This is a genomic window from Roseibium sp. AWQ4_254 (genome assembly GCF_056161025.1).
Genome location: NZ_JBSWYH010000001.1, coordinates 393510 through 415094 on the forward strand (window position 1 = coordinate 393510; position 21585 = coordinate 415094).

The following is a 21585-nucleotide window of genomic DNA, read 5'->3' on the forward strand; positions in this document are numbered from 1 at the left end:
CCCTCCCGCATGGTGCGGGACCGCCGGTTTTCCTGCCGTTTGGCCCGTGTCAGCAGACCCGCTGTCTCCATCATTCAAGGGGCGCGCTCAGGCGCTGCCGTTTTGCGGCCAGCGGCGTGCTGTATTGTCCTGGCTTTTCCCGGGCACGGCGGAGACAAGGGGCCGGGGGCGTCAGGCCCCGGCAAGCGAGGTGGCGATTTTGGCTGCCAGACGGGCGTTGTTGCGCACGAGTGCGATATTCGTGTCAAGGCTGCGCCCATCGGTCAGATCCAAAATGGTTCCGAGCACGAAGGGGGTGACCTCCTTGCCGGTAATCCGCTCCGCCGCGGCTTTCTTAATGGCAGTGCTGATATAGCCAGCCATCTCGGCGCGCGGAATTTCGTCTGCCAGGGGCACCGGATTGGCAATCAGAACACCGCCATGATCCGTAAAGTTTTCGCGCATCTTCAGAAGATTGCTGATCTCGGCGGCGCTGGCGAGGCTGTAGGGAGCCTTGAGGCCGCTCTCGCGGGACCAGAAGGCTGGCAATTCTTCCGTGCCATAGGCAATGACGGGCACGCCCCGGGTTTCCAGCACTTCAAGGGTCTTGGGAATGTCGAGCAGAGCCTTGGCCCCCGCGCTGACAACACAGACCGGAGTGCGGCCGAGTTCATCCAGATCAGCGGAAATGTCGAAGCTCTCCTCAGCGCCCTTGTGAACGCCGCCGATGCCGCCGGTGGCAAACACCTGGATGCCGGCCAGATGGGCGGCCATCATGGTGGCTGCCACGGTGGTTGCTCCGAAAGCGCCGGTGGCAAGCGCGAAGGTGAGATCAGCGCGCGAGCATTTCATCACGGAACCGGCCTTGGCCAGCCGGTCGAGCTCCGCATCGCTCAAACCGATATGGATCTTGCCGTCCATGACCGCAATGGTTGCGGGCACCGCCCCTTCTGCGCGGATATCTGCTTCCACCTGCCGGGCGGTTTCCACATTTCGCGGAAACGGCATGCCATGGGTGATGATGGTGCTTTCCAGGGCAACGACCGGGGCGGAGCGGTCCAAAGCGGCGTGGACCTCGTCACTATAAACGAGAAGAGACTTCAGGGCGGCGGCGTCAGGTTTGCGTGTCACAGGGTCTGGCCTTCTTTGAAGAGGAAGCAGCAGCTTCGGTCTGCTGCCCTTTTGAGCGCTTTATAGGAGCCGGGCGCCGCAGCGCCAAGCTTACAATTTGTCCGTATGGTCAAATCTTTGGATCTGATCCCAGCGGAGCCCTTCGGCAAGGGCGCCTGTCGATTGCAGCGTCAGGGTTGCCGCCTGAAGGCCGCAGCGGGCGGCGGTGAGAAGACCGTGGCCCCGGGCCAGGGCCGCCAGAACGCCAGCTGTCAGGGCATCTCCAGCCCCGGTCACATCCACAATGGCGGTCTTGGGTGGCGCAAGACGGTGCAACACCCCTCCGGACGAGACCAGGGCCTCACGGCCGCCATCGGTCAGGACAAAAGCTTTCAGACCCTGCTGTGTGAGGGCGTTTGCCAGGGTGTCGGCGGGCAGGGTGTCCGCAAGGCCGGTCAAAGCGGCGGCTTCCCCCCGGTTCAGGGTCAGGCAGTCCAGCTCTGCCAACAGGCCTTTGAGCCTCGGGGCCTTGGCATTGGAGACCGCATTGGCGGTCAGGACCCCGCCGTGCTCGGGGCGGGAGCTGCGAATTTGCTGAACAAGAGCGTGCAGCATCGGTTCGGGCAAGTTGGCATCCAGCAGCCACAGAGGGGCAGGCGCCGTCCGTTGCAGCTCCTGTGCCAGGGCGGCGGCAAAAAAACCGGCCGGGGCTTCGCTCAAGACCTGGTCATCGACGCAGGCGGCCGCCAGGCTGCCATCAGGATCATGCAGGGCCAGATATTGCCCCGTCGCGCAGCCGGACCGGGTCTGAAAGGCCAGATCAAGGCCTTCTGCGGCCAGCAGCTCCTTCAAAAAAGCGGCGGCCCCATCGGTGCCGACCGCGCCGATGAGTGTGGTCGCAACCCCAAGACGGCAGGCGGCCCGGGCAATATTGGTGGCGACCCCGCCGGGTTTTGCGGTAAAGCGGGCCGGGGTTGAGGTGTCCCGGCAGATCCTCTCGCGGCCATGGGCGATCGTGTCATAGTGAACCGCGCCGATGGCAACCAGTCGCTGGGAAGGAAAGTCAGGCACGGGGATCGCTCTTCCGGTTTCTTTCAGGACGCACTTTAAGGGACGCCCGTGTCAGCAGCTGTCAGGTCTTTCTGACACGCGGTGTCGTTCGGTGATGTCGGGCCGCGCGGGATCAGCCACCGGCCACGCCGTGGGGCGGGCTATCAGATCCGGCCTGGCCGGGCAACCGTACCGGATCTTGGCTCCGGCCCGGGCGATTCTGGTTTGCCACGGGAAAATCGTATGTTTCCAGATTTTTCTAACGTAACGTAATTTTCTTTGTTGGCTTTAAGAACATATTGGAAACAAAGTTAAAATCCTGCTTTGAAAACAGATGCTTTTAGAAGATTGCAAAAAGAGAACAAATAAGGTACAAACCCTGTCATTGAAACAACGCGTCCGTCGTGGAATAAGGAGCGTGACCCATGTCGCAAAGTACACTTCGTCTCGTAGAAAGCAGCCAGATGGATAAGACAAAAGCGCTGGATGCAGCGCTCAGCCAGATCGAACGGGCCTTTGGCAAGGGCTCCATCATGCGGATGGGGCAGGGGCAGGCCGTTGAGATTCAAGCCGTCTCGACCGGGTCTCTCGGACTGGACATCGCTCTTGGGATCGGCGGGTTGCCGCGTGGCCGGATTGTGGAGATCTATGGACCGGAATCCTCCGGTAAGACAACGTTGGCCCTGCACACGGTGGCCGAGGCCCAGAAGGATGGGGGTATTTGCGCCTTTGTGGACGCGGAACACGCACTTGATCCGGTCTATGCGCGCAAGCTCGGCGTTGATATCGACAATCTCCTGATTTCCCAGCCCGATGCGGGCGAGCAGGCGCTGGAAATTGCCGACACGCTGGTGCGCTCCGGGGCAATCGACGTTCTGGTGATTGATTCCGTGGCCGCCTTGACCCCCAAGGCCGAACTGGAAGGTGAAATGGGCGACAGCCTGCCGGGCATGCAGGCACGTCTTATGAGCCAGGCGCTGCGCAAACTCACCGCGTCGATTTCCAAGTCCAACTGCATGGTGATCTTCATCAACCAGATCCGCATGAAGATCGGTGTGATGTTCGGATCTCCGGAAACGACGACCGGCGGCAACGCACTGAAGTTCTATGCTTCTGTCCGCCTCGATATCCGCCGGATCGGCTCTATCAAGGACCGGGACGAGGTGGTCGGTAACCAGACACGGGTAAAAGTGGTCAAAAACAAGCTGGCCCCGCCATTCCGTCAGGTTGAATTCGATATTGTCTATGGCGAGGGTGTGTCCAAGATGGGCGAGCTGATCGACCTGGGCGTGAAGGGCAATGTGGTGGAAAAGTCCGGCTCGTGGTTCTCCTATAACAGCCAGCGGCTTGGTCAGGGACGCGAGAATGCCAAGCAGTTCCTGAAGGACAATCCGGAAATTGCCGATGAAATAGAACTCGCGATTCGCCAGAATGCGGGCCTGATCGCTGAAGCGATCATTGACCCGGAAGGCGGGGACGAAGAGCAGGGCGACTGAGACCGCCAAAAGACGTGCTCTCAGACGCCCCTCGGCCCAGACGGGGGGCTGTCCTTACCCGTCATTTGCGGCGGGCGGACCGGGAACCCGGCTGAAAGATGTATCACCAAGAGGCAAAGCCCTTTCCGGACGGGAGAGGGCTTTTCTTTTGGCCGCCATCCAGACCGGCGCTGGGAGATCTGGAGGCAAGGTCAAAACACCCGGAAAGACCGGTGGAGCGCCTTTGCGGCAAGCGGAAGCCGTGGCTCCCGCCCCGCAGACTTGCCCAGAACGCATGCAACCGCTGGACAGGGTTTGAGCGCAAAGTTAAAAGGCTGTTCCGGCTGCGGGGCCTCAGGGGTTCTGTCCGGCTGGCTGACTTTCACTAGGCCCGATTTTCCGGGCAAGGACGTAATGCGAGACCCGAATGACCGGCGTAAATGAAATCCGCTCCACATTTCTGGACTATTTCAAGAAAAACGATCACGAAGTGGTCGAGTCCGGGCCTTTGGTTCCGCGCAATGATCCCACGCTGATGTTCGCCAATGCGGGCATGAACCAGTTCAAGAACGTGTTCACCGGTCTGGAGACCCGTCCCTATTCCCGGGCAGTCACCGCGCAGAAGGTGGTGCGGGCCGGCGGTAAGCACAACGATCTAGACAATGTCGGCTATACGGCCCGGCACCACACATTCTTTGAAATGCTGGGCAATTTTTCCTTTGGCGACTATTTCAAGGAACGGGCGATCGAGCTCGCCTGGGCCCTGATCACCAAGGAATATGGCCTGCCCAAGGACCGGCTGTTGGTCACGGTCTATTCCGAGGACGAGGCGGCGGCCGGGTTCTGGAAGAAGATTGCCGGGCTCGGCGACGACCGGATCATCCGTATTCCGACGTCGGACAATTTCTGGACCATGGGCGACACGGGCCCTTGCGGACCGTGTTCGGAAATCTTCTATGACCATGGCGATCACATCTGGGGCGGCCCTCCGGGCACGCCGGAAGAAGACGGGGACCGGTTCATCGAGATCTGGAACCTGGTTTTCATGCAATATGAGCAGACACCGGAAGCCAGGCTGGATCTGCCGCACCCCTCGATTGACACCGGAATGGGGCTTGAGCGGCTGGCTACCGTGCTGCAGGGTGTTCACAACAACTATGACATCGACCTCTTCCGGGCTCTGATTTCCGCCTCCGAACATGAAACCGGTGTTGAGGCTGAGGGCGATGCGCTTGGCAGCCACCGGGTGATTGCCGATCACCTGCGCTCCACCAGTTTCCTGATTGCAGATGGGGTTCTGCCTTCCAATGAAGGCCGTGGTTATGTGCTGCGCCGGATCATGCGCCGGGGCATGCGCCATGCGCATCTGCTCGGGGCCGGCGAGCCGCTGATGCACAAGCTGGTGCCGGCGCTGGTGCGGGAAATGGGCCGTGCCTATCCGGAACTCGGCCGGGCCGAGGACCTGATCACCGAAACTTTGAAACTGGAAGAAACCCGGTTCCGCAAGACCCTGGAGCGGGGCCTTGGCCTTTTGGATACGGCCACGGAAGACCTGTCGGCCGGTGGCCAGCTCGACGGCGAAACCGCTTTCAAGCTCTATGACACCTATGGCTTTCCGCTTGACTTGACCCAGGACGCCCTCAGGGCCCGGGACATTTCGGTTGATACGGACGGCTTTGACGCGGCCATGGACCGTCAGAAGGCGGAAGCCCGAGCGGCCTGGTCCGGATCGGGCGGGGCTGCGACCGAAGCCATCTGGTTTGCGCTGAAGGAAAAGCACGGTGCCACGGATTTCCTCGGCTATGAGACAGAGACTGCGGAAGGGGTTGTCGCAGCGCTCGTTGCAGATGACGCGGAAACGGTCAAACTGACGGCAGGCACCAGCGGCTTCCTGATCCTCAACCAGACGCCGTTTTACGGCGAGAGCGGTGGTCAGGTGGGCGATACTGGCAAGATGCTGGCCCCGGGCCTGCACATCACCGTGACCAACACCCAGAAAAAAGCTGACGGCCTGTTCGTGCACAGTGTCACGGTGGTCGAAGGCGAGGTTACGCCCGGCACGGCGCTGGAGCTGAAAGTCGACCCTGCCCGCCGTGGCGCTATCCGATCCAACCATTCCGCCACCCATCTGGTGCATGAGGCGCTGCGTGAGGTGCTGGGGTCCCATGTGGCCCAGAAGGGCTCTTTGGTGAGCCCGGAGCGCCTGCGTTTCGACTTCTCCCATCCCAAGCCGGTCAGCGATGCGGAACTGGCTGAAGTGGAAACCTTTGCCAACGAGATTGTCCTTCAGAATGCCCCGGTCGACACCCGCCTGATGGCTGTCGATGACGCCATTGAAGCCGGTGCCATGGCGCTGTTTGGCGAAAAATACGGTGAGGAAGTCCGGGTTGTGTCCATGGGCACGGCGCTGCACGGGGACAAGGCCGGCAAGCCTTATTCTCTGGAATTGTGCGGTGGCACACATGTTTCGCGTACGGGCGATATCGGCCTGGTGACGCTGGTCTCCGAAGGTGCGGTTGCCGCTGGTGTGCGCCGGATCGAGGCGTTAACTGGCCCAGAAGCCAGGGCCTATCTCGATGCCCAGGACAAGCGCATGCGCGGCCTGGCGGCACTGCTGAAGACCGGCGCCGATGAGGTTCCAGCCCGGGTGGCCCAGCTGGTGGACGAGCGGCGCAGGCTGGAAAAAGAGCTGGCGGATGCGAAGAAGAAACTTGCCATGGGCGGGGGCGGAGACGGGGCTGCGCCGGTCAAGGAGGCTGGTGCCTTCAAACTGATGGCGCGCACCGTAGAAGGCATCAACCCGAAAGATCTGAAGGGCATGGCGGATGAAGCCAAGACCCAGCTCGGTTCCGGCGTGGTTGTTTTGATCAATGTTGCCGAAGACGGCAAGGCGGCCATTGTCACGGCGGTCACCAAGGACCTGACCGGGACGGTCAGCGCGGTCGATCTGGTGCGGATCGGGTCGGAAGCCCTTGGCGGGCGTGGCGGCGGCGGCCGCCCGGATATGGCCCAGGCCGGGGGGCCGGACGGATCCAGGGCGGACGGCGCCATTGCCGCGATTGAAAGCCATTTGGCCGGGCTCTGAGACATTGGAGCCCGCTGGACGGTCTGCAGGATGAAGGTATGTTGCCGTGCCGGGGCCTTCGAGGCCCCGGCTTTTTTTTTGATTGTGTGAGTGGACCGCGCTTAGCCGGAGGGCAAACCGCTCTGTCTTTTGCGTTGACATCACGGATGTCAGGCAGCGAAAGACACATCCAGCCAAACGCGAGTTTTCTGTGGTCGACGGGGCTCTATCAATTGAGATTTGCCTCAATGGAGCCAGGCGGCTGCTGTCATGGCAAAGGCGGCGAGGGTTGTCGAGACAAGCAGCATTTTCAGGACCACATGATGCGGGGAGGTTTCCGCTGCGCGGGCCTTGTCGGTGTCAATCGTCATGATGGCTGTCCTTGGGTTTGTCGTGCCCACAAACTTTAGGTGAGGGCTGCGGCAATTTTTCCCAATCACGTTTTCAGCGCGGGCGCTCACGGCTTTGAGCAAATTGCGTGAAGGCTTTGGGGCCGTGGTGGATTTTGCGCTTGTCTCAACATCGGCTATTCAAACATGATGCGAATCTTTTTTCAGGGAGCACAGGGTGCAGGATAACAGCGTCAAGCGGATGCTTTACGAAGTGCTTGAAGACACGGGAAAACAACGGCTGGCTGCCCGTTCGCTGCGTCATTTTCTGGTGACCCTGATTGTGCTGAACCTGGTTCTGGCGGTTTTGGAAACGGTGCCGGAAATGCGCAACAGCTACGCGCCTCATCTGAAATTCATCCAGCTGGGCAGCGGTTTTGTGTTTCTGCTGGAATATGTGCTGCGCATATATGTTGCCGATCTGCATCCGCCCCTGCGCCGCTATGGTCCGGTCTGGTCCCGCCTGCGCTATGCGGTGCATCCCGATGCGGCGATTGACCTGATCGGTGCCCTGCCGCTGCTGTTTGTCCTGTTTCTGCCCAACCAGGCGGTGACTGTGGTTGTGGTGCTGCGGCTGCTCAGGTTCCTGAAGCTGGCGCGGTATTCCCCGGCGCTGCGCTCGCTGATTTCGGCGGTGGTGGGCGAGCGCAAGGCGTTGCTTGGCTCCAGCATGATCATCTTCGGGGTGATCCTGATGGCCGCAACGGTGATGTATCTGATCGAGCATGAGGCCCAGCCGGAGAAGTTCCGCAGCATTTTGCACGGCATTTACTGGGCGATTACCACCATCACCACCGTGGGCTATGGCGATGTGGTGCCTGTGACCAATCTGGGCAAAATGGTCGGCGGTCTGGTCATGCTCATGGGCTATGGGCTGATTGCCTTGCCGGTTGGCATCATTGCCTCCGCCTTTGCCCGGGAGATCCACAGCCGGGATTTTGTCATCACCTGGTCGATGGTGGCCCGTGTGCCTTTGTTTGAGGATCTGAAGGCAACTGAAATTGCGGAAGTGTCGAAGCTGCTGCAGGCACAGAAGATCCGCAAGGGCGGCACCATTGCCGAAGAGGGCGCCGTTGCCGACCGGATGTATTTCATTTCCGAAGGCGAAGTGGCGATCCAGCTGAAACACGATACGGTCTATCTGGGCGAGGGCGCGTTTTTCGGGGAACTGGCCCTGTTGAACCAGACCCGGCGCACGGCAACCGTGACCGCCTACCGGGATTGCCAGCTGCTTGTGCTGGAATCGGGGGCGCTGCAGCACCTGATGGACAAGGACGAATCCCTTGCCCGGAAAATCATGGAGGAAGCCCGGCACCGGGTTGCAGCAGGCAAGAAGGTGCTTGGGGAGCTGGCGGAAGAAGAACTGCAACAGGCCGGGGTCTATGCGTCTGTCGAGGAAGACAGGGACGAGCCGGAACTGTCCTTCCCCGATGAGCCGGCTCCGGGCAAGACGCCAGCCTCTTGAGGGAAGGCACCTGACGCTTTTATCACGCGAGATTGGGAAAAGCGGCTTGAGGCTCGCTGGGTCCCCTGAACGAGGCGTCTGTCCTCTTGCAGTTTTCGTGCTTATTTATAAAATAAAAAAAGGTAAATAAGAATCTGATAATAATAATTAATCGCTCCCGGGTGTCGTGACCTCAAAACTCTTTTGCTGACGAATCCGGTCCAGCCAGCCGGACAGTTTGGGAGCGCTCTTCAAGAGCACTTGGCCTTCTTCGGCCTGGTCAAACAGATGCAGCATCGGGGCGGCATGGCAATCGGCAAGGGTGAGGTGGCTGCCCAGCAGAAAGGGGCCTTGGCTGCACAAGCTTTCCAGGGCGCTGACAATCACCCGGGCCCGGCCGATGGCAGAGGAGATCCTGACCTCATCGGCCGCGTGCCCGCCGCGGGTCTTCACCATCCGCTCTACATAGATTTCCCAGACAAGGATCGGGTAGGCCTCGGAATCAAGAAGGGAGAGGATCTGGTTCATCCTCGCCCGCTGGCGGGGCTCTTCAGGCTGTAACGGCGGGCCGTCCAGGGCTTCATCCACATAGCGCAGAATGGCGCTGGTCTCGTAAAGGGTCAGGTCTGCGTGGCTGAAGACCGGGACCTTGCCAAACGGGTTCAGCTTTAAAAAGCTCTCCGGCGGGCCGTCCGGCGCGAAGACATCAACCGGAACGAGCTCATAGGCTGCGCCTTTTTCTTCCAGAGCAAGCCGGGCAGAGCGCAGGTAAACGGAATAATCAGAACCATAAAGAGTGATCATGAGAGGCCTCCCGTCAGCCGGTCCAGCCGGAGCCTGTGCCGCGCATCGGTCAGCCGCCACAGGCTTGCAAAGGTTGCTGTCAGAACGCCCAGGCCGGTGGCTCCGCCAAGCAGAAACATGATCATCAGCTGGTATTTGACGGCTTCCTGGGGATCAATGCCGGACAGGATCTGGCCGGTCATCATGCCGGGCAGCGAGACAGCGCCGGTTGCGGCCATGGCATTGATGATCGGTGTGAAGCCTGAGCGCAGCGCAGCGCGCAGGCAGGGCCGGGTGGCTTCCCAGCGGGTCCTGCCCAGCAGAAGCTGCGCTTCCACTTCCATCTTTCCCTTGAAAAGAGCCGTGTGCAAAGTGTCGAGGCCAAGGCTGATGCCGGTCATGGTGCTGCCCAGGATCATGCCGAACAGGGGCAGCGAATATTGCGGCAGCCAGACCGGATCAGGGCGGATCTGTCCGGCCAGCGCATAGGCGGCGACCAGAATTCCGGCCAGAAGCAAGGCCCCGCTGCCAAAGGCGGGGCCCCACAGGCCGGACAGGCGCCGGTCCTGCCGGGCCCAGATTTCCCGGGCCGCGAACGCGCCCATTACGGCGGCGGCCAGCAGGGTCCACCAGAAGGAGGCGGTGAAGAAGATCGCCTTCAGAACAAGTCCCACAAGCAGCAGCTGAACGGTCATGCGCAGTGCCGAAACAACCAGCGTTCTGGTGAGCCCGAGGCTGAGGGCAAGAGATAGACCGGCATTTACAAGCAAAAAGACCGACGCTGCCGCGAGATCCCAATAGGAGAGTGTTACATAGCTGGTCATGCCGCAGCCTCTCCAGGCGCAGATGGCTCCAGACGGCCTGAGCGCATGCGCATCTGCCGGGCCCCCAGGCGGGCGGGCTGATCCGGGTCATGGGTGACGATAAGGATCGTGCATTGGGCCTCCATCTGCGCCCGCAACAGCGCTTCCACCTTGGTGGTGGTTGGCGGGTCCAGAGCCGAGGTAGGTTCATCCAACAAAAGCACACTTGGCTGAAGCTGAAGGGCCCGGATCAGGGCAAGGCGTTGCCTTTCTCCGGTGGACAGGCGGCTGACCTGCCAGGACAGGGCCTTTTTCAGCCCGACGGCGTCCAGCAACGGGGCTAGACCGTCCTGCCCGGCAAAGTGGTCTGCGACCCGGTCCGCCCACCAGCCGCTTTCGGCTGGCACATAGGCGACCTTGCGCCGCCAGCCGGGCGCAGAGAACGTGGATCTGGGGAGGCCGTTCAGGTAGATGGCGCCGGAATTGTCGTCAAGATCAGCAATGGCGCGCAAGAATAGGGATTTGCCCGCACCGGACGGGCCGTGAATGGCAGTACAGGTGCCTTCGCGAAGGTCAAGATCGAGCGGGCCGATCAGTGCTGTGCGCAACTGCTTGATGGACAGCACCGTGGTTGTCTCCCTCACAATGCCCGAATGCTACAGCGGACGGAAGCAGGGGACAATCGGCTTTCTGCCCAAGGGGCGACAGGTCGAAAGAGGCGGGACGTCCGTCTTGGAACGGGTGTCCCGCAACTTTTGTCGAGCGGCTGGTCTCAGCGGCCCGCCATGGCCTTGGACAGGTTCTCGTCGATCTTGTCCAGGAAGCCGGTGGTGGTCAGCCAGGCCTGCTCGGGGCCGACCAGAAGGGCCAGATCCTTGGTCATATAGCCAGCTTCCACCGTGTTGATGCATACGGTTTCCAGGGTCTTGGCAAAGCGTGCCAGCTTGTCATTGCCGTCAAGCTTGGCCCGGTGGGCAAGGCCCCGCGTCCAGGCGAAGATCGAGGCGATGGAGTTGGTGGAGGTGCTTTCGCCCTTTTCGTGCTGGCGGAAGTGGCGGGTCACCGTGCCATGGGCGGCCTCGGCTTCGACCGTTCTGCCATCCGGGGTCATCAGAACCGACGTCATCAGGCCGAGAGAACCGAAGCCCTGCGCCACCGTGTCGGACTGGACGTCGCCGTCATAGTTCTTGCAGGCCCAGACATAGCCGCCGGACCATTTGAGGGCCGAGGCGACCATATCGTCGATCAGCCGGTGCTCGTACCAGATGCCCGCATCGGCGAATTTTTCCTTGAATTCGGCCTCATAGGTCTCCTGGAACAGGTCCTTGAAGCGGCCATCATAGGCTTTCAGGATCGTGTTTTTGGTGGAGAGATAGCAGGGCACCTTGCGCTGCAGGGCGTAGTTCATGGACGCGCGGGCAAAGTCGCGGATCGAATCGTCCAGATTGTACATGGCCATGGCCACACCGGCGGAAGGGGCGTCAAAGACGTCGCGCTCGATTTCCGTGCCGTCTTCGCCGACAAATTTGATGGTCAGCTTGCCCTTGCCGGGGAAAGTGAAGTCCGTGGCCCGGTACTGGTCGCCAAAGGCGTGACGGCCAACAATGATCGGCTGGGTCCAGCCCGGCACCAGACGCGGCACGTTCTGCATGATGATCGGCTCGCGGAAGATCACCCCGCCCAGAATGTTGCGGATCGTGCCATTTGGCGATCGGTACATGCGCTTCAGGCCGAATTCTTCCACGCGGGCTTCGTCCGGGGTGATGGTGGCGCATTTGATGCCGACCCCGTGTTCTTTGATCGCCTCCGCCGCGTCGACCGTGATCTGATCGTCGGTCTCGTCGCGCTTCTGAATCGACAGGTCAAAATAGAGCAGATCCACGTCTAGATAGGGGTGGATCAGCTTGTCCTTGATAAAGGCCCAGATGATGCGGGTCATCTCGTCGCCGTCGAGCTCGACAACCGGATTATCAACTTTGATCTTTGCCATTGGGGAACTGCCTCGCGGGATTTGGGGACTGGAACGGTGAACCGGTCCGCAGACCGGGATGTGCCCGGGACTATGACACCGATTTGTAGCGGAATTTTATTGTGTGCGCTTGTATACAATAAAAGACGAATGCGCAAGACCAGCGCTGTCCGGGCAAGCCGGTTGCACCTGTCTGGTGGTCATGTCAAAAAAATGGGCAGGTCTGCGGCACTGGTCAGCACCGCATCGGCCAGCGGTGCCAGGTCTGCATGACTGCCCGTGCCGGTGAGCACACCAAGCGCCAGTCCGGCCCCGGCGGATCTGGCCATGTGCAGGTCATGGGTGTTGTCGCCGATGACTGCAATTCTGGCCGGGGGCAGGCCGGTGGCCTTCGCAAAGGCATGCACCATGCCGGGTTGAGGCTTGGGGCCATGGCCGCTGTCATAGCCGCACAGGAACTCGAACCGGGACATCAGGCCGCTTCCGGTCAGGAACTTGCGGATGGCCGTTTCGCTGTCACTTGAGGCGACACCTAGCCGCAAGCCCCTGTCTTTCAGAACATCCAGGGCGCCGGCAAGACCGGGCAGGGCCGGGGCGCCGGTCATGCGTTCGCTGAAGATGCGGTCGAGCTCTGCCGCCAGACTGTCAGAGGGAAACGCGGCGCCAAGGGCGATCCAGGCGGCGGCGATTTCGGCCGAATTTCCGGCCGCCAGCAGCGATCCGGCCGCACAGGTGCCGCTGGCCCGGTTCAGGCCGGTCGCCGCCAAAAAACGCTCGGCCAGGGCCGCATCCCCCTTGGCGGCAAACAGGGAGGCCGTGTCATAGGCCGGGATCCAGGCTTCGTCAAAGTCGAGCAACGTGCCGTCCTTGTCGAACAATATGGCGCTGATGGCGGTTTTCATTCTGGGGCCTTTTTGGAGGACGTGCAGCACTCGCGGGGCATCAATGCAGCCGGTCGCCGCCTTTTGCGTGGATCAGGATGTCCAGCAGGAATGGAATGGTGGTGGCGCCGAACAGGCTGGGGGCCACCAGATTTTTGTCTTCCACTTCGTTTACAAGACCGAGGTCCTTAAACAGCTCGAAGATCTTTGAGGTGTCGCCCTCCAAGTCATTTTTGAGAGCGTGTTTTGGATGGGAGAAAAAATGGCGAAGCGCCAGCAGATGGTCAAGGGGCAGGGTGTCCTGATAGTCCCACATGGGAGCATAGGCTTCCATGAAGGTGCGAAGGGCGGCCAGATTTCCGTCCAGTTGCTCTTCCAGTGACAGCTGGGCACCGAAAAAGTCTGGCAGATGTTTCTGCCCGTACTCCGTCACCGTATGAGAGTGCAGGAGCTCGGCCACTTCCTCGGGAAGCGCGTCCGGGTCAAGCTGCATGTAGCCCAGAAAGGACAGGCGGGTGTAAAGCTCATCCGTAACGCTGTCCGTTTCTGTCACGATGACCGGGATATCGTCCTCGTCAATCAGTTTGACACCGGACTGAAGGGTCGACATGTCACCGTCGCTCAAGGCCTGAAACATCAGGCAGGTATCGGCCCACCAGTTGAGATCACGCGGATCGTCCGCCGGGGTCCGGATCGTAAATTCCTCCTTGGCGCCGTTGGTGACGGTTCTGGCATAGTTGCGCTTTTCGGTGGTCACGGAAACAGTCCCTGAAGTCTGGTTGAATCACTTTGAGCGTATCGCATCTTTCCTGCGACGGGCGAGCCGCGGTCTTCCGGTTTCACCCCCTTTGTCTCTTGCGGTCAAATGTGGGATTTCAGGCCGCAAAAGGCAAATCCGGTGAACCGCATTTGGCTCTCAAACACTGGAGGGCTGCGATGTCCTTGCTTTCAGGCCGCACAGGAAGCTCCGCTTCGACGCGCCTTTTGAAAAAAGGGCGGCCAGAGCCGCCCTTTCTGTCTTGCTGATGTTCCTTTGGGTCAGTCAATGATGCCGTTCAGCGTTGCGCTGGGGCGCATCACCGCGTCAACCTTGGCCTGAGGCGCATGGTAATATCCGCCGGTGTCGGCCGGGCTGCCCTGAACCCCGTTCAGTTCACCAACGATCTTGTCTTCATTGGCGGAGAGCGCGTCGGCAATTGGCGAGAAATGCGCTTTCAGCTCCCCATCCGTGTCCTGGGCGGCCAGGGCCTTGGACCAGTAAAGGGCGATGTAGAAATGGCTGCCGCGGTTGTCGAGGCCGCCAACCCGGCGGGCCGGGGACTTATCATTGTCGAGCAGCTGCTCAATGGCTGTGTCGAGGGCCTCGGCCAGAAGCTGGGCCTTGGCATTGCCGGTGACATTGGACAAATGTTCGAGCGAGGCGCCAAGGGCACAGAACTCGCCAAGCGAATCCCAGCGCAGGTAGTTTTCTTCCTGCAGCTGCTGCACATGTTTGGGGGCGGAGCCGCCCGCACCGGTTTCAAACAGGCCGCCGCCATTCATCAGCGGCACGATGGACAGCATCTTGGCAGAGGTGCCGACTTCCAGGATCGGATAGAGATCGGTCAGGTAGTCGCGCAGCACGTTGCCGGTGATGGAGATCGTATCCTCGCCCTTGGCAATGCGCGCCGTGGAATACGCGGCGGCTTCCGCGGGGGCCATGATCTTCAGGTCTAGGCCGGTCGTGTCGTGCTCCGGCAGATAGGCCTCTACCTTTTTGATCAGCTCCGCATCATGGGCGCGGGTCTTGTCGAGCCAGAAGACACCCGGCATGCCGGACAGGCGGGCGCGGGTGACGCCAAGTTTCACCCAGTCCCGGATCGGGGCATCCTTGGTGCGGCAGGCGCGCCAGATGTCGCCAGCTTCCACCGTATGCTCAATCAGGGGCGTGCCGGCCGCATCGACCACGCGGATGGTGCCGTTGGCCGGTGCCTTGAAGGTCTGAGGGTGGGAGCCGTATTCCTCGGCCTTCTGGGCCATCAGGCCCACATTGGGCACGGTGCCCATTTTGGCCGGATCGAGGGCGCCGTTTTCCCGGCAGAAATCAATAACGGCGGAATAGACGCCCGCATAGGAGCTGTCCGGAATGACGCATTTGGCATCGCCTTCCTTCCCGTCCGGCCCCCAGCCTTTGCCGCCTGCGCGGATCAGCGCGGGCATGGACGCATCGATGATCACATCGGAAGAGACATGCAGGTTGGTGATGCCCTTGTCGGAGTTGACCATGTACATGGCCGGGCCGGTGTCCAGAGCCGCTTTCAGGTCGGCTTCGACCTCCGCGCGTTTGTCTGCAGGAAGGCTGGCTACCTTGGCCTCCAGATCGCCAATTCCAAGATCCGGGTTGACGCCAAGGTCGGCAAAGGTGGCGGCATGTTTGGCAAACACGTCCTTCAGGAAGGCCTCGACACAATGGCCGAAGATGATCGGGTCAGAGACCTTCATCATCGTCGCCTTCATGTGCAGGGAGAACAGGATGCCCTGGTCCTTGGCGTCCTGAATTTCCTTTTCCAGGAAGGTTTTCAGAGCCTTGACGCTCATGAAGGTGCCGTCGATGACGTCGCCTTCCTCAAGCGGCCAGTCGCCTTTCAGGGCGGTCACATCGCCGTTTTGGCCCACAAATTCGATCCGGGCCGTGCCGGCGGAGGCGGCTGAGATGGTGACGGACTTTTCGTTGGAGCGGAAGTCATCCGCGCCCATGGTGGCAACATGGGTCTTGGACGAGGGCAGCCATTCGCCCATCCGGTGCGGGTTCTTCTTGGCATATTCCTTGACTGCCTTCGGGGCGCGGCGGTCGGAATTGCCTTCACGCAGAACCGGGTTCACGGCCGAGCCCTTGATGGCGTCATACCTGGCCTTGACGGCCTTGTCTTCGTCTGTTGCGGCATCAGCCGGATAGTCGGGCAGCTTGTAACCCTGACCCTGAAGCTCCTTGATGGCGGCATTCAGCTGGGGCTGGGAGGCGGAAATGTTCGGCAGCTTGATCACATTGGCGCTGGGCTCTTTGACCAGTTTGCCGAGTTCGGCCAGATCGTCGGACTGTTTCTGTGCATCGCTCAGGTGCTCGGGAAAGGCAGCCAGAATGCGGGCTGCAAGGGAAATGTCCCGGGTGCCGATGCTCAGTCCCGAAGCCTTTGTGAAGGCGCGGATGATGGGCAGGAACGAGGCGCTTGCCAGTTCAGGCGCTTCGTCGACCTTGGTGTAGATGATATCGGCCATGGTTCTCACAGTTCCCGGTGTTCGACATTTGGTCCAGAGTTTGAATAGCCGTCTGCGGAAACGGGCGGGGCCGTTCCGGACGGGGTCCGACAGGCGTATACAATTGTACGCAATCAATTGCCAGCCCTTCAAAAGACAAAGACGGCTGATGCTGGCCCGTTCTAGCAAACGGGTGTGAAAAGTCTATCGGGTTGCACGTCTATCGGGTTGCACAAGGGGACCGGCTGTGGACTGTCGCGGTTTGGCAAAGCTGTCAGGCGGGCAGGCCTCTTATGGAGCTGTTTGGGCAGCCGGCCCTGCCCAGAACGCCCGGGCTGCTTCCGGCAATGCCGCCAGGACCCGGTCTAGGTCTTTTTCATCCATCGAGGACCGCCTGAGCGCTGCGGCCACATCCCCAATTGCCGTGTCAGGCGCGAGATTGTGATCCTTGCGCACAGACTTGACCTCCCGGATCAGCTCAGCCCGCTCCGGAAAAGGAAGCGGTGGGTCCTGCGGGCTCCAGTCCTCAACGAAAATTGCCCGGGTGACGGCGGGCAGGATATTGGCGAAGCGCAGGGCGTCTTTGACGGTGAGATGGGCCCGGAACGTGTGCAGAACCGCCCGGAGCGTGTGATAAGCCTGATGGTGGGTCTGCAACATGCAGGTGTCGCGCACATCCTGAATAAAGGCGTCGAAGTCCCGAGAGGCGAGAAAATAGGTTTGTGGCATGGGCATGGGCTAGGGGCTTTCGAAGGGCAATTTGGGGTCACTCTCGAGCAAAAGGCCTCCTGTGTCATCCCCTCTTGGCAGGGTTGAATATGTGCGGATTGCGGGCCGGGAGGGCGGCGGAGACGGCCGATGACATTAATTATTGTTCAGCCTGGCCTTGGGCGCGAAGCTTAAAAATCTGCCCTTTTCACCCTGCAGCCTGAGGGCATTTTGCGGCTTTGGAGCGGCAAATCCGATGTGGTCATGGCCTTGATCACCGCCTTAAAGTCCTTTGGGTCCGGGCCTTTAAGTAAGATTCTTCTTTGGTCTAGCCTTTTTTGGAAATAGTTTTTTGGAAAAGCAAAAATTATTTGGCGGCTACAAAAACTAAGCTTCTGTTCAAAGTATTAATTAAATTTAATCGACACCCTCGCGTCATAAACCGGTGGTCCCATCGCCGCAAACAAGACAACACCTGCCTTCGTTCCCATCGACAGACACACAGCTTTCTATCTCAACCCATCATCATTGGAGCAATATGATGAAAGGCAAGATTGATTTGTCCCGGCGGGACGCGCTCAAATTGGCTGCAAGCCTGCCTGTTCTGCCGCTTGCGGCCGGTACCATCGGGTCCATCTTCGGCGCACAGGATGCGGTTTCAGCAAGCTTGAAGTCCGCCCGGTTTGTCGGCATGGACGCGCCGTCTATGGAAGCGCCGGACGAGATGGCGAAAACGCTGGTCAAATCGGCAATGGATGTCACGTTTACCGACGGCAGCACCAAGCGCTTCGACCTTGGCTATCAGCCCTTTTTCGTGACCGGCCAGAGCGTGCCGGACGGCAAGGGTGGCACGGTCATCGCCGGCGGCTATTATGACATCAACAACAAGCCGATCCTGGACGCCTCGGCCGAAGGGGACGTAAAGCCGCAATTCTTCTCCGATTGCCCGGATGGCAGCAGTCTCCTGACGCTGGAAAATGCCAATGTGGACGGGGTGTCCGGCAATCCGGTTTTCCACGTTGTTCAGTTTGAATATATGAGCGAAAACGCTGCGGGCGAGAACACCTACAAAACGCTTCCGGCGCCCATGGCTGTCCTGACCCTGGACCAGGACCCGCAGACCGGCCATCTGAAACTCGTCAAATATTTTCCGGTGGACAGCAGCCCGATCAACGGTCTTTGGACCACATGCGGCGCCAGCATCACCCCCTGGAACACTCATCTGTCGAGCGAGGAGTACGAGCCTGACGCGACCAAGGCCAAGACTGACAAGACCTTCCAAGCCTATAGCAAGAACCTTTATGGCGATGCGGACAAGGCCAATCCCTATCACTATGGACATATGCCGGAAGTCACAGTGCATCCGGATGGAACCGGCACCATTGCCAAGCATTATTGCATGGGACGTATTTCCCATGAGCTGGTTCAGGTGATGCCGGACGAGCGCACTGCGCTCATGGGTGATGACGCCACCAATGGCGGCTTGTTCATGTTTGTTGCCGATGAACCGCGCAAACTTGATGCGGGCACGCTTTATGTGGCCAAGTGGAACCAGCTGACGGCGGAAAATGGCGGTACGGCGGATCTCACCTGGATCAATCTGGGCCATGCGACCAGTGATGAGATCAAGGCCCTGGCCGACACACTGACCGCCGCCGACATTGTCGATGTCAAAACCGAAGACCCGGGAGACGGCAGCTACTCCCGCATTCCGTTCAGCGGCAAGACCCAGTGGGTCAAATTCGTGGACGGGCAGGACAAGGCGGCTGCCTTTCTGGAAACCCACCGCTATGCGGCCGTCAAGGGCGGCAGCCTGGGCTTCACCAAGATGGAAGGCACCACGGTCAACGCCAGGGACAAGATCGCCTATTCAGCCATGAGCTACATCAAGGGCGCGATGAAGGACGGCTCCGGGGGCGTGCGCGTTGAAGGGCCTGCGGCGGGGATCGTCTATGGGCACAAGCTGGAGGGCGGTCAGGTCGACGACCAGGGCGCTGCGATCAACAGCGAATGGGTGCCGGTTCACACTTATGCGGTGGTCGTCGGCAAGGATCTGGCTCGGCAGGATGAGCTTGGCAACTACGCTGATCCCGATCTTGTGGCCAACCCGGACAATATCAAGTTCAACGAGGACATGCGCACCTTGTTCATCGGTGAAGACAGCGGCATGCATGTGAACAATTTCCTGTGGGCCTATAATGTCGACACACAGGAGCTGACCCGGATCCTGTCGACCCCGGCCGGTGCGGAATCCACCGGCCTTCACGCCGTCGACAAGGTGAACGGGTTCACCTACATCATGAGCAACTTCCAGCATCCGGGCGACTGGGAACTGAAGAAGGACAAGGCGACCGGCAAGGTCACGGGCGGCCTGCATGCCAAGGTCCATGAGCTGCTTGAGCCGTTCATCGAGCAGAACTACGCTGACAACCATGGCAAGCTCGGGGCGGCCGTCGGCTACTTGACCGGTCTGCCCGCAAAAGTCTGACGCATTCGCCTTCCCGAAAAAGCCGGTCCCGCAACAGGCGGGACCGGCAAATTCTTGAGCATCAGCAGGCTTTTATGGTTTGCCGTTTCCATTTACCAGCTCAGGTCAGGCAGTCCGTTTGCGGATCTGTATCGGCCTTTGGGGTCTGTTGCCGTCCCGGACGCAGCAAAGCGGAGATCCGGGACCGAGCACTTCGCAGCCTTTTTGCGAGCCCGTGAGCGGGGCTGGGTTCCTTTCATGCGCAGGGATCACAAATACGGCGGTGTGGATCTCTCCAGGGAGATAGAAGGAGCGCCGGGTGAAAACCGGTCTCAACCGTTTTCCTGGCGCTCAAAATGCTCTAAACCCCGCGTTATGAGCAAGAATGCATTTATCAGAGACGAAGCCAGGGCCGTGACGGTCCGGCCGCCTGCGGTGATCCTGTGCGAGCCCCAACTGGGGGAGAATATCGGCACGGCCGCGCGGGCCATGGCCAATTTCGGGCTGGTGGATCTCAGGATCGTCAATCCGCGGGACGGCTGGCCGAGCGACAAGGCACGGGCCGCGGCCAGCCGGGCGGACCATGTGATCGACAAGGTGCAGGTCTTTGACAGCGTCGAGGCAGCCATCGCCGATCTGCAATTTGTCTATGCGACCACCGCGCGCTCCCGGGAAGTGCCCAAGCCGGTGCGCGGTCCCGATGAGGCGGCTGAAAAGGTTGTGGACCTCGGCCGGAAAGGCCATGCGAGTGGCTATCTGTTCGGGCGGGAGCGCTGGGGGCTCAACAATGAGGAAATCGCGCTGGCAGACGAGATTGTCACCCTTCCGGTCGACCCGGATTTCGCCTCGTTGAACATTGCCCAGGCCGTGCTGGTCTGCGCCTATGAATGGCGAAAGACGGCCACCTCCGGCGCGCTGCCGTTCCTGTTGTCGGAAGACGAGCATCCTCCGGCGAAAAAGGAAGATGTGGTGCGCTTTTTCGAGCATCTGGAAGGGGCGCTGGACAACGCGACCTTTTTCCGTCCGCCGGAACGCCGCCCGCATATGGTGCGCACCTTGCGCAATATCTTCCAGAAGGCGGAGCTGACGGAGCAGGAAGTGCGCGCGCTGCGCGGTGTGATCGCCTCGCTGGAAAAGCGCGAGACCCGGCCGCGCAAGGACCGGGGCGGGGCAGGTGGCCCGGACGGCAGCGGGGAGTAGGGCCGGTGGTGGACAGGCAGGCGCCGGTTCTGATTTTTGATTCCGGCCTTGGCGGCCTGACGGTTCTGCGCGAAGCCCGCTATCTTTTGCCCTATGAGCGCCTGCTTTATGTGGCTGATGATGCCGCGTTCCCGATTGGCCGCTGGCCGGAAGCAGACTTGAAAGCCCGCTTGCTGGCGCTTTTTTCTGACCTTATCGCGATCCACCGGCCCAAAGCGGTGGTGATCGCCTGCAACACAGCCTTCACCCTGGCGGGGGAGGCGCTGCGCGCGGCCCATCCCGAAACGCCTTTTGTGGGCACCGTTCCGGCAATCAAACCGGCGGCGGAGCGCACCTCCTCCGGGCTGATTTCCGTTCTGGCGACACCGGGCACCGTGCGCCGGGCCTATACGCGGACCCTGATTGAGAGTTTTGCGGGCCAATGCCACGTGCGGCTGGTGGGCTCGGACCGTCTTGCGGAACTGGCGGAACAGCATTTGCGCGGCAACACCGTCCCGGATGCAGAGCTTCACGCTGAAGTCGCAGACTGTTTTCTGGAGCAGGACAGCCGGCGGACCGACATCGTGGTGCTGGCCTGCACCCATTACCCGTTTCTGGCCAACCGGTTCCGCAAGATAGCCCCCTGGCCGGTTGACTGGCTGGACCCGGCTGAGGCCATTGCCCGGCAGCTGGTGCGTGTTCTGGCGGGCAAGACCGCTCCCACGGGGCATGGTTTGCCGGATGAGGCGGTGTTCACCTCAAAGCCGAGCGATGCCGGTCTGCAACGGCTTCTGGCAGGGTTCGGGCTTCAGTTGACGCGCTGACATGGCTTTAATAGCTCAACTCTTTTCGATTTGAATTACTCCCACTCTGTTGAAGCCGTTGGCGCCTGACGATAAGGATGAACAAGAATTCGTGACACAATTGTCAATCCGAACGCATACCAACCATCCCTCAGAGTGAGCGTCCGCTGAACCCCACCTCCCGCTTTTCGATTTTGCGCCTTAAGTGTCCACTTATGCAAATGGACACTTAAAGGCGCGTGATGAG

The 21585-nt window shown here is 60.5% G+C and carries 17 protein-coding genes; 6 read left to right on the forward strand and 11 right to left on the reverse strand.

What is annotated here, in order from left to right:
* Positions 1 to 171: 171 nt before the first annotated feature.
* Positions 172 to 1110, reverse strand: coding sequence for a pseudouridine-5'-phosphate glycosidase (locus ACXAIC_RS01735; protein WP_475172945.1), 939 nt, complete (start codon positions 1108 to 1110; stop codon positions 172 to 174).
* A gap of 90 nt (positions 1111 to 1200) precedes the next feature.
* Positions 1201 to 2160, reverse strand: coding sequence for a carbohydrate kinase family protein (locus tag ACXAIC_RS01740; protein ID WP_475172948.1), 960 nt, complete (start codon positions 2158 to 2160; stop codon positions 1201 to 1203).
* 404 nt (positions 2161 to 2564) lie between these two features.
* Between ACXAIC_RS01740 and recA the strand changes: the two genes are divergently transcribed.
* Together recA and alaS are read left to right on the forward strand one after the other, a co-directional pair.
* Positions 2565 to 3635 (forward strand): recombinase RecA, encoded by a 1071-nt coding sequence (gene recA / locus ACXAIC_RS01745; RefSeq protein ID WP_475172951.1) that lies wholly within the window; start codon positions 2565 to 2567, stop codon positions 3633 to 3635.
* Positions 3636 to 4041: 406 nt separating this feature from the next.
* Positions 4042 to 6699 (forward strand): alanine--tRNA ligase, encoded by a 2658-nt coding sequence (alaS, locus tag ACXAIC_RS01750; RefSeq protein WP_475172953.1) that lies wholly within the window; start codon positions 4042 to 4044, stop codon positions 6697 to 6699.
* Positions 6700 to 6923: 224 nt separating this feature from the next.
* Here the strand turns inward: alaS and ACXAIC_RS01755 are convergent, their stop codons facing one another.
* Positions 6924 to 7049, reverse strand: a complete 126-nt coding sequence (locus ACXAIC_RS01755; protein WP_475172955.1) for a hypothetical protein — start codon at positions 7047 to 7049, stop codon at positions 6924 to 6926.
* Between the two features lie 196 nt (positions 7050 to 7245).
* Between ACXAIC_RS01755 and ACXAIC_RS01760 the strand changes: the two genes are divergently transcribed.
* Entirely contained in the window at positions 7246 to 8532 is a 1287-nt protein-coding gene (locus tag ACXAIC_RS01760) for a cyclic nucleotide-gated ion channel (protein ID WP_475172958.1), read from the forward strand.
* A gap of 147 nt (positions 8533 to 8679) precedes the next feature.
* On the opposite strand, the gene ACXAIC_RS01765 is transcribed toward ACXAIC_RS01760, so the two are convergent.
* The 8 genes from ACXAIC_RS01765 to ACXAIC_RS01800 form a co-directional block, all read right to left on the reverse strand.
* Positions 8680 to 9315 carry a glutathione S-transferase family protein gene (locus ACXAIC_RS01765; RefSeq protein WP_475172959.1) on the reverse strand — a complete coding sequence of 212 codons (636 nt, stop codon included), beginning with the start codon at positions 9313 to 9315 and terminating at the stop codon, positions 8680 to 8682.
* Complete coding sequence (locus tag ACXAIC_RS01770; RefSeq protein ID WP_475172961.1) at positions 9312 to 10118, reverse strand: ABC transporter permease; 807 nt, start codon at positions 10116 to 10118, stop codon at positions 9312 to 9314. Before ACXAIC_RS01770 ends, ACXAIC_RS01765 begins: the two co-directional genes overlap by 4 nt.
* Positions 10115 to 10723 (reverse strand): ABC transporter ATP-binding protein, encoded by a 609-nt coding sequence (locus ACXAIC_RS01775; RefSeq protein WP_475172964.1) that lies wholly within the window; start codon positions 10721 to 10723, stop codon positions 10115 to 10117. Before ACXAIC_RS01775 ends, ACXAIC_RS01770 begins: the two co-directional genes overlap by 4 nt.
* 146 nt (positions 10724 to 10869) lie before the next feature.
* Positions 10870 to 12087, reverse strand: coding sequence for an NADP-dependent isocitrate dehydrogenase (locus tag ACXAIC_RS01780; RefSeq protein ID WP_475172966.1), 1218 nt, complete (start codon positions 12085 to 12087; stop codon positions 10870 to 10872).
* Between the two features lie 179 nt (positions 12088 to 12266).
* Positions 12267 to 12968 carry an HAD family hydrolase gene (locus ACXAIC_RS01785; RefSeq protein ID WP_475172968.1) on the reverse strand — a complete coding sequence of 234 codons (702 nt, stop codon included), beginning with the start codon at positions 12966 to 12968 and terminating at the stop codon, positions 12267 to 12269.
* Positions 12969 to 13008: 40 nt separating this feature from the next.
* The gene (locus tag ACXAIC_RS01790; protein ID WP_475172971.1) at positions 13009 to 13704 is read right to left on the reverse strand and encodes a hypothetical protein; all 696 of its coding nucleotides are present in this window, start codon (positions 13702 to 13704) and stop codon (positions 13009 to 13011) included.
* A 281-nt stretch (positions 13705 to 13985) separates the two neighbouring features.
* The gene (locus ACXAIC_RS01795) at positions 13986 to 16202 is read right to left on the reverse strand and encodes an NADP-dependent isocitrate dehydrogenase (protein WP_475172972.1); all 2217 of its coding nucleotides are present in this window, start codon (positions 16200 to 16202) and stop codon (positions 13986 to 13988) included.
* Positions 16203 to 16472: 270 nt separating this feature from the next.
* Entirely contained in the window at positions 16473 to 16916 is a 444-nt protein-coding gene (locus ACXAIC_RS01800; protein ID WP_475172975.1) for a DUF2267 domain-containing protein, read from the reverse strand.
* Between the two features lie 514 nt (positions 16917 to 17430).
* On the opposite strand from ACXAIC_RS01800, the gene ACXAIC_RS01805 reads away from it, so the two are divergent.
* The 3 genes from ACXAIC_RS01805 to murI all read left to right on the forward strand — a co-directional run bounded on the left by ACXAIC_RS01805 (position 17431) and on the right by murI (position 21359).
* Entirely contained in the window at positions 17431 to 19377 is a 1947-nt protein-coding gene (locus ACXAIC_RS01805) for a PhoX family protein (RefSeq protein WP_475172976.1), read from the forward strand.
* Positions 19378 to 19731: 354 nt separating this feature from the next.
* Positions 19732 to 20556 (forward strand): RNA methyltransferase, encoded by an 825-nt coding sequence (locus ACXAIC_RS01810; RefSeq protein ID WP_475172977.1) that lies wholly within the window; start codon positions 19732 to 19734, stop codon positions 20554 to 20556.
* Between the two features lie 5 nt (positions 20557 to 20561).
* Positions 20562 to 21359 carry a glutamate racemase gene (murI, locus tag ACXAIC_RS01815; RefSeq protein ID WP_475172980.1) on the forward strand — a complete coding sequence of 266 codons (798 nt, stop codon included), beginning with the start codon at positions 20562 to 20564 and terminating at the stop codon, positions 21357 to 21359.
* The last annotated feature ends 226 nt before the right edge of the window (positions 21360 to 21585 follow it).

What these genes read in the sequence shown, in the direction of transcription:
- recA (WP_475172951.1), top strand. Translation starts at nt 2,565, where the DNA reads ATGTCGCAAAGTACACTTCGTCTCGTAGAAAGCAGCCAGATGGATAAG.
- alaS (WP_475172953.1), top strand. Translation starts at nt 4,042, where the DNA reads ATGACCGGCGTAAATGAAATCCGCTCCACATTTCTGGACTATTTCAAG.
- ACXAIC_RS01755 (WP_475172955.1), bottom strand. Translation starts at nt 7,049, where the DNA reads ATGACGATTGACACCGACAAGGCCCGCGCAGCGGAAACCTCCCCGCAT.
- ACXAIC_RS01765 (WP_475172959.1), bottom strand. Translation starts at nt 9,315, where the DNA reads ATGATCACTCTTTATGGTTCTGATTATTCCGTTTACCTGCGCTCTGCC.
- ACXAIC_RS01770 (WP_475172961.1), bottom strand. Translation starts at nt 10,118, where the DNA reads ATGACCAGCTATGTAACACTCTCCTATTGGGATCTCGCGGCAGCGTCG.
- ACXAIC_RS01780 (WP_475172966.1), bottom strand. Translation starts at nt 12,087, where the DNA reads ATGGCAAAGATCAAAGTTGATAATCCGGTTGTCGAGCTCGACGGCGAC.
- ACXAIC_RS01785 (WP_475172968.1), bottom strand. Translation starts at nt 12,968, where the DNA reads ATGAAAACCGCCATCAGCGCCATATTGTTCGACAAGGACGGCACGTTG.
- ACXAIC_RS01795 (WP_475172972.1), bottom strand. Translation starts at nt 16,202, where the DNA reads ATGGCCGATATCATCTACACCAAGGTCGACGAAGCGCCTGAACTGGCA.
- ACXAIC_RS01800 (WP_475172975.1), bottom strand. Translation starts at nt 16,916, where the DNA reads ATGCCCATGCCACAAACCTATTTTCTCGCCTCTCGGGACTTCGACGCC.
- ACXAIC_RS01805 (WP_475172976.1), top strand. Translation starts at nt 17,431, where the DNA reads ATGAAAGGCAAGATTGATTTGTCCCGGCGGGACGCGCTCAAATTGGCT.
- ACXAIC_RS01810 (WP_475172977.1), top strand. Translation starts at nt 19,732, where the DNA reads ATGAGCAAGAATGCATTTATCAGAGACGAAGCCAGGGCCGTGACGGTC.